Source organism: Streptomyces sp. NPDC001858, from assembly GCF_053594615.1.
The window spans coordinates 21937-29300 of record NZ_JBSFEV010000064.1; the positions used below are offsets into that span (position 1 = coordinate 21937).

Genomic DNA, 7364 nt, shown 5'->3' on the forward strand with positions numbered 1-7364 from the left:
GGTGATCCAGAGCCTCTCCACCGAACGGAGCCTAGCCTCAATACCGGTAACTTAGGGCTTTGGTATCCGTTTGACCCGTTTGGGTTTGGTGGCGCCAACGATGGTGACAGCCGCAGCACATGGGCGGTCTGCAACGCGGTGGGCGGCGCGTTTGAGGGGCCAGCTGGCGACTTTGCGTTTGATGACGCGGGGGTTGGCCCGGCGGCGTCGCCGTGGCAGGAGGCGTTCGAGGAGTTCAGCGTGGGTGGCTTTGACCGCGCGGGCGAGTCGGCCGGGGGGTAAATGCCGCCTGGTCTGTGACCTGGCGGCGCACGACGCGCAGTGAGCGGGTGAAGGAGATCCGGTCGGGGTCCCGGTCGGCTTGTCGTGCGGCCTGGTGCATCAGGTGCCGGATGGCGTGGTGGACGAGCAGGAAGCCGTAAAGTTCCTGCTCGGCGCCGTCAGGGTGCTGCGAACGCAGTACCAGGTGCGACCCGCCGAGGTGGGTCTTGATTTCGTCGAGGGTGGACTCGAACTCCCATCGCTGGGCGTAGAGGGCGGCCAGTTCCGCAGCCGGGGCCTGGTCCGGGTCGAGGATCGTGGTGATGAGCCGGTAGACGCCCTCATGGCCGGCGATGGTGTATTCCACCGCGCGTACTGGCACCCCACGACGGGTGTGGTGGATGTCGCTGCGATCAAAGATCTCGGTGCGATACGAGCCGTCCAACAACTGCTCGACCACCGGCAGCACGAGGTCTTTGCGGACTCGCCACAGCAGGTCCGCCCCCGTGGCCGTGGCTGTGCGCCACAGGTCCACGCCGCAGAAGCCACGGTCGGCCAGCAGCAGCATCCCCGGCCGCAGGGACACCAGGACCGCCCGGGCCAGAGCCTGCTCTCCGGTGCGCAGAGCTCCGATCGCAGCATCGAAGACGGCGTGGGTGCCGCACTCCACCAGGCCGACCATGCGCAACTGCGGGTAGCCGACGTCCTGTTCACCACGCCCGGAGCGGGGCGGACGGCCGAACGCCTCCACGTTCGCCTTCGTGTCGGGCAGGTCGAATGTGGTGCCGTCGATCGCGGTCAGCCGCCAGTCGCGGTAGAAGGCACCCTGAGTATCCGGTGTGGCAACCGGACGGCACACCCGCGCGAACAACTGCCGCAACGGCGCCACCCCCAGCCGGGACCTGGCTTTCCAGATCGCCGCCGTACTCGGCACCACCCACGACGTACGCCAGCGCCGCGAACCCTGCAGACCCGCAGTCAGCAGTCGGGCGACCTCCTCATAGCTCTGCCCGGAGAACAGGCACATCGCCAACACGAAGTAGACCACCAGCCGGGCCGGCAACAGCCGGTTGCGCTGCTGCACCCGACCCGTCTCCGCCAACACCTCGTCCACAAGCGACTGAGGAAACGCCTGCGTCAGCACCCCGACCGCGACCCGGTCCGACAACCGCTCACCAGATGACTTCGACTGACCCGCTCTTGCCACACCAACAACAACGACCGGATTGCCCCTAAGTTACCGGTATTGGGCCTAGCCTTGCCGTTTCGGTTGGTGTGATGAGACGTTGCTGATCGTCAGCTGTCGGGTGGGCGACTCGATTTGAGTGCTCGGGCATGGTGGAGGCCCGGCGCGATGGTCGGGTTCTCCAGGTCCTTCGGGTCGTGGCGGTCAGGTGGTGTTGCCGGTCAGCCGACCGGGCGGGGCAACGCGGCCAGACGATGGAAGGCCGCGGCAAGTTCGTTTTCTCCAGGGCCAGGTGGCTGATATCCGCAGGCGCAGACGGCGGCCGCCGCAGGTGAGGCGTGCGGCAACGTGCAGGAGCCGGTAGCGGAGCTTCTTCGGCTCGGCGGTGGCCAATTCCCCTTCCAGCAGCAGGACACGGGTCCAGGCCAGCAGGTCGATCGCGGTGAGGCTGAGTTCGAGCCAGGCGGCATTGACGTGGAAGTAGCGGGAAGGGAAGCGGCCGAAGCCGGTGGTCTTGCCGCACCGGATGTGGTCCTCGACGGTGGCATGCCCTCGGTGGCGGACTTCCAGGAACTGGGCGGAGCCGCCACCGGAGTAGGGAGTGTCGGTGAGAAACACCTGATGACGCCAGCCCTCGTCCTGGTCGAACAGGGACACTTGGGCTCCGGGGCGCGGCCGCTCCCGGCGCACGACGACGCGGGTGCCGTTCGGATAGCCGTCCAGATCGATCATGCCTGTCAGCTCGGCGACCTCGGCGCCCTCACGCAGCGTTCCGTCCTGGTCCAGGGCGGGATGCCACAGGTGGTCGGGCATGGCCCGGATGGCGCGGCGGACCGTTGCGGTGATGGCGTATCCGACCGAGAAAAAGGTGCGGATGCCTCGTTTCCGCAGGTCGCGGACGTGGGTGAGGAAGGCTTTCGCGGATCCGCCGCCGTCGGCGCGGATGAGGATGTCGGTGCCGTGCCGGTGGGCGTCGGGGATCTGGGCGAGTGCCTGATCGAGCACGGTGATGTGGTCGTGCAGGGATTCACACCTCGCAGGCTCGGGTCATCCGCCGTACCAGGTCCACCCAAGTGGCCTGGAGCCGTGCCACGGGGACTTCGCATCCGACGTGCAGGTAATCCGTCGTCTCGAAGGTCGTGAAGGCGAGCAGGGCGTGGGCGAGCATGTCGTGGTCCCCGTCAACTCCTGCTTTGTGCAGGAGAGTCGAGACGTGCTGGTGGAAGGCGCGGCCTGTGTCGGAGGCGTGGCGGCGATCATGGAGCACCTGGCGCCCGAGCACGGCACCCAGGTCCGCCTTGGCGACGATGCGCTCGATCAGCGCGCGGCCGAACGCCTCCAGCCGCTCCCTTGGGGGTGCACCCGGGCCCAGCGGCGGGGCGCCTTCGGTGTATGCCTGGTGGAACTCGGCCTCGGCCTCCCGCAGGAGGGCAAGCAGGAGTCCGTCGCGGTCGCCGAACCGGCGGAAGAGCGTGCCCTTGCCGACGCCGGCGGCCTCCGCGACCTCCCGCATCGTCACATGCTCGGCCCCGTGCTCGGCCACCAGCCGGGCTGCCGCCTCCAGCAGCCGGGCACGGTTGCGGGCGGCATCGGCCCGCTCGGCGGCGGTGCCGTCCGGTGCCTCCGTCACGGTGTTCCTGTCAGCTGTGCGTACACGCTTTCGTCCTCGATCCGCACCGGGTACACGGGCACAGGACGAGTCGCCGGCCGGCCGAGGGGACGGCCCGTGCGCAGGTCGAAACGGGAGGCGTGCAGCCAGCACTCGACGGTGAAGCCGTCCACCTCCCCCTCAGAGAGCGAGACGGCGCTGTGCGAGCACATGTCGTGGATCGCGAAGACCTCTCGCCCGGTCAGGACGAGCGAGACGGGCACGCCCTCCACCTCGAAGCGCTGCGGGATGCCCTCTTCCAACGCATCGAGCTTGCAGACGTACGTGTATCCGCTGCTGGGCATCGCTCTCCTCGGGTGCATCCTTGGCGCCGGTGGTGTGCCATCCGGTTCACAGGGGTGCATCGGGCGGGCTACGGCGTCCGGCCCGGAGCGGCACGTGTGAGTGGGGCTGATGACCGAGGCTAGCGACGTGGAAGCGGGCCGGGATCCGGCGCCGGTCCGAAGCGGCCTCGGCAGATGGACCTAAGCCTCATCACGGGGTGAGCTGCTGGTGGCCTATGACCGAGAGCAGTTCCAGCTTGCTGTGGCTGTCCGTGCCGGGGCGGGTGGTGAGCACCACCAGGGTCTGGGCGCGGTTCTCGGTGAACAGCACCTGGCCGTCGACGTCGATGCGGCCGAGCTCGGGATGGACGATGGTCTTGCTCTCGTCGTAGCGCTGGGCGACCTCCTGGAGTGCCCACAGGCGGACGAACTCGGGGCTGTGTTCCTGGAGTTCGGCCAGGATCCGGGCAGCTCGGGGGACGTCGCTGCCGGCTGTCAGCGCGACCCGCAGGCGGGCCGCCTGGGCGCGGCCGTGGCGTTCGTGGTCCTCCTGGGGATACACCAGGCGCTCGGCGGGGTCCATGAACCAGCGGTAGTAGGCGCTGCGGGCCAGGCCGGTGTGGCGGGTCTGGTCGCCGAGCAGGGCGATGGCCAGCGGGTTCATCGCGAGGGTGTCGGCCATGTCGGTCAGCACCAGGGCCGGGGAGTCGTCCAGCCGGTCCAGCACCCGCATCAGCGTCGGGCTGACGTGCTCGGAGCGGTGGAAGCGGGCCGGGGCGTTGTGGCCGATGAGGACGAAGAGATGGTCGCGCTCGTCCAGGGTCAGCCGCAGCGCCCGGGCAAGGGCGGTGGTGATCTGGACGGACGGCTGCGGGGCCCGCTGCTGCTCCAGGCGGGCGTAGTAGTCGGTGGACATGCCGGCGAGCTGAGCGACCTCCTCGCGGCGCAGCCCCCGGGTACGCCGACGCGCCCCCTCGACCAGCCCGACGTCACGCGGGCGCAGTGCCTCACGTCGGTGGCGCAGGAATTCCGCCAGTTCCTTCTTGTCCATGCCCACCATCCTCACCGCTTCCCGCCCGGCTATCCAGAGACCGCCGATCCATGGCTGAGCACCCGGCCCGGCGTGACCTGCGGAATGCCGACGATCGCAGGCAGGGACCGTCGATCCATGGATGAACCGTCTCTCCCACCCGTGCGAAGACGCTCATACGGTCGACACCAGCGCCTCCCCGACCGGACGGAAGAGCAGATGACCGTTTTCATCGACCACCGTATCGAGCTTTCGCAGCTGACTTTCCACTATCGCGAGGCGGGTGATCCGGATGCGCCGCCGGCGGTTCTTCTGCATGGCCTCATGTACGACGCGCGGGACTGGGACGAGATCGCGGGTTTCCTCGCCGAGCACTACCACGTTCTGTCCCTCACTCAGCGCGGCCATGGCGAAAGCGCCTGGCCCGGGGCATACTCCTTCGAGCTGGGGTGCGGCGACCTTGAAGCCTTCACCGATACGCTTTCCCTGGGCCGGTTCACACTGATCGGCCACTCGATGGGCGCGCGGGTCGGGTGCGTTTTCGCGGAACAGTTTCCCGAGCGGATCGAGCGGATGGTCTGGGAGGACACCGCACCCATCGACGTGGACTTCCCCGAGGGTTCGGAGGAAGTGCCTGGGGCTGCGCGTTTCGATTTTTTCGCGGCCACCTCGCTGGTGCACCAGATCCACAACCCCGATCCTTCCTGGTGGAACGGCCTTCCCGAGATCACCGCTCCGACGCTCATCATCGGCGGCGGATCGACCAGCTACACCCCCCAGGAGGGGCTGGCTGAAGCCGCTCGCCTCCTCCCTGGCGGCCGGCTGGAGACGATCGAGGGCGCCGGGCACCTGGTCCACCGCATTCGCCCGGAGGAGTACAAGGAGCTGCTGCGGAAGTTTTTGATGGAGAACGGAAGATAGCTTTCTCATGACTGCGAACCGCATCACTCTCGACCTGGGAAACACCCGGATCACCGGCATAGGGGAAGCGGGCCGTCCCGGGATGCCGTTGCTGGTCTGCCTTCCCGGAGGCGGTTACAACGCGTCGTACTTCGACGTGCCCGGGTATTCGCTGATAAAAGCCGCGCGGCGCGAGGGATTTCCTGTGGTGTCGCTCGACCGTCCGGGCTATGGCGGCAGCACCGCGCTGAAGGGGGAGATCTCGTTCCGCCGGAATGCTGAGGTGCTCCAGAGGGCCATCGCCGAACTCTGGCACCGTCACCTCTCGAACGCCCCGGGGATCGTCCTCGTCGGACACTCCGTAGGCGGTGCGATCGCCCTGCATCTGGCAGCCGGCGACCGCACCTGGCCGCTCCTCGGTGTCTCCGTCACCGGAATCCACGACGAATCGCAGCGGTCGAACGAAGCGCTGAAGTCCGCGGCGCCGGGCAGCTCGATGGAATTCAGCCGTGAGCACCTCCTGCGGTTCATGTACGGACCTCAGGACACGTACGATCCGAGCGTGCTCGGCCTCGCGGAGCACGCCGGATCGCCCGTTCCCGTGGCGGAGCTGGTGGAGGTGGCGGGCCGGTGGGGCACGGATTCCGCGGGGATCGCCGCGAAGATCGAGGTAGCCGTCCACTACGGACTGGCCGAGCACGAAGGGTTCTGGCACAGCAGCGACGAAACGGTCGCCGCCTTCGGGAATGCTTTCACCGCCGCACCCTCGGTGGCTGCTCGGCGCGTCCTGGGCAGTGGCCACAACATCGATCACCACTACGTCGGCGCGGCCTTCCACAAGGAGCAACTCGACTTCGCGAAGGGGCTGGTCTCCCACGCTCAGTAGTTCAGTGGGTCAGAACATGGTGTTGTCGTTCGCGGACGTTTCCGGGATGTCCTGGATGACGTCCCAGTGCTCGACGATCTTGCCGTTCTCGAACCGGAAGATGTCCATCACCGCGGCGCCGCGGTCGGCCGAGTCGTAGGTCCTCTTGTAGTGCACCGCCACCAGGTCCTTTTCGCCGAACACTCGCTTGAAGTCGAACGTGAGCTCCGGGGACAGGGTCGTCCGCCACGTCACGTACGCGACGAACGGCCCCGTTCCGTCGGCGGACAGCGGGTTGTGCTGGATGAACTTGGCGCCCACGTACCGGTCCGCGGCCTCCTGGGGCTGCTTCTTGTTGAAGGCCAGGTCCAGGAAGGCGACGGCGACACGCTTGTTGTGCTGCACCTGGCTCTCCGGCCGGTGGCTCCTGTCATCGGATTTCGGATGGGCAGAGGCAGTACCCGCGGTCGCGAGTGCGACCGCGGCAGACGCGCCGAGCGTCGCGGCGACGGCGGAGCGGCGAGAAACGGGGTTCTTCATGGTCATCTCCTGGGGTAAGGAACAGAACGGTTCGTGCAAGGCGGGGCCGAGGACGGACGCCGCCTCACCGGGTCTACGTGGCCGGCAGGGCAGGTGGGGCGACGTCTGCCTTCACCGGGGCGGCCGGCGCGAGGCCGCAAGAACACACGCGGACGACATTCCTGGGCACGACCAGGCCGTCGTCATACGCGCCCTCGGCTTACGCGAGAAAGGAGTCAGGGTCTCATCGGGGCCACGGCAGACGACCAGAGGCCGCAGCAGGTGGCCCTGACGGTCACTTGACCTGTATGACCCGCTTGGAAATGCGCCAGCCGTCGGCCGTGCGGCGCAGCTCGTCGGCGTAGACGGCGCTGACGACGGTGCCGCCGACGAGGCCCAGCGCCTTGGACCGGACCCGGGCTTCGTCGCCCGGCCCCTCCGACACGACGATGTTCGTCGTGTGATGAGCGCTCGCGTGCCCGTCGGCACTCAGGACGGAAGCGATCGCCTCCAGTCCGACGACCGGGGGGAAGCCGAAGACGCTGCCGTCCCATTCCGCGTCTTCGGTGAGGACCTCGCCTAGGACTTGTCCGGCCGATCATGTGACTGCTTCTTGCCCGAGTCGTTCCTGTGGCATGGGGCGGGGTGATCTGACGGATGCCGAGTGGGAA

General features: G+C 67.9%; 7 protein-coding genes and 2 pseudogenes. 2 read left to right on the forward strand and 7 right to left on the reverse strand.

The genetic code is table 11. From position 1 onward, the window contains the following. Positions 1 to 235 precede the first annotated feature (235 nt). The 5 genes and pseudogenes from ACWCPF_RS42945 to ACWCPF_RS42965 form a co-directional block, all read right to left on the reverse strand. Positions 236 to 1468 carry an IS4 family transposase gene (locus ACWCPF_RS42945; RefSeq protein WP_451050586.1) on the reverse strand — a complete coding sequence of 411 codons (1233 nt, stop codon included), beginning with the start codon at positions 1466 to 1468 and terminating at the stop codon, positions 236 to 238. 200 nt (positions 1469 to 1668) lie between these two features. Then, positions 1669 to 2464, reverse strand: a pseudogene (locus ACWCPF_RS42950) (transposase); the annotation flags it as partial. 10 nt (positions 2465 to 2474) lie between these two features. Further along, positions 2475 to 3077 (reverse strand): TetR/AcrR family transcriptional regulator, encoded by a 603-nt coding sequence (locus tag ACWCPF_RS42955; RefSeq protein WP_451050587.1) that lies wholly within the window; start codon positions 3075 to 3077, stop codon positions 2475 to 2477. Further along, positions 3074 to 3400: a non-heme iron oxygenase ferredoxin subunit gene (locus ACWCPF_RS42960; RefSeq protein ID WP_451050588.1), complete on the reverse strand. Its 327-nt coding sequence runs from the start codon at positions 3398 to 3400 to the stop codon at positions 3074 to 3076. The genes ACWCPF_RS42955 and ACWCPF_RS42960 overlap by 4 nt, the downstream gene beginning before the upstream one ends. Positions 3401 to 3590: 190 nt before the next feature. Next, the gene (locus ACWCPF_RS42965) at positions 3591 to 4430 is read right to left on the reverse strand and encodes a helix-turn-helix transcriptional regulator (RefSeq protein ID WP_451050589.1); all 840 of its coding nucleotides are present in this window, start codon (positions 4428 to 4430) and stop codon (positions 3591 to 3593) included. 198 nt (positions 4431 to 4628) lie between these two features. Here ACWCPF_RS42965 and ACWCPF_RS42970 point away from each other — a divergent pair, with 198 nt between their 5' ends. Both ACWCPF_RS42970 and ACWCPF_RS42975 read left to right on the forward strand, forming a co-directional pair. Next, positions 4629 to 5330, forward strand: a complete 702-nt coding sequence (locus ACWCPF_RS42970) for an alpha/beta fold hydrolase (RefSeq protein ID WP_451050590.1) — start codon at positions 4629 to 4631, stop codon at positions 5328 to 5330. A gap of 7 nt (positions 5331 to 5337) precedes the next feature. Continuing rightward, positions 5338 to 6195, forward strand: a complete 858-nt coding sequence (locus tag ACWCPF_RS42975) for an alpha/beta hydrolase (RefSeq protein ID WP_451050591.1) — start codon at positions 5338 to 5340, stop codon at positions 6193 to 6195. A 9-nt stretch (positions 6196 to 6204) separates the two neighbouring features. Here the strand turns inward: ACWCPF_RS42975 and ACWCPF_RS42980 are convergent, their stop codons facing one another. Both ACWCPF_RS42980 and ACWCPF_RS42985 read right to left on the reverse strand, forming a co-directional pair. Then, positions 6205 to 6579 carry a nuclear transport factor 2 family protein gene (locus tag ACWCPF_RS42980; protein WP_451050592.1) on the reverse strand — a complete coding sequence of 125 codons (375 nt, stop codon included), beginning with the start codon at positions 6577 to 6579 and terminating at the stop codon, positions 6205 to 6207. A gap of 409 nt (positions 6580 to 6988) precedes the next feature. Further along, positions 6989 to 7264 (reverse strand): annotated as a pseudogene (locus ACWCPF_RS42985) (nuclear transport factor 2 family protein); the annotation flags it as partial. Positions 7265 to 7364: the final 100 nt, after the last annotated feature.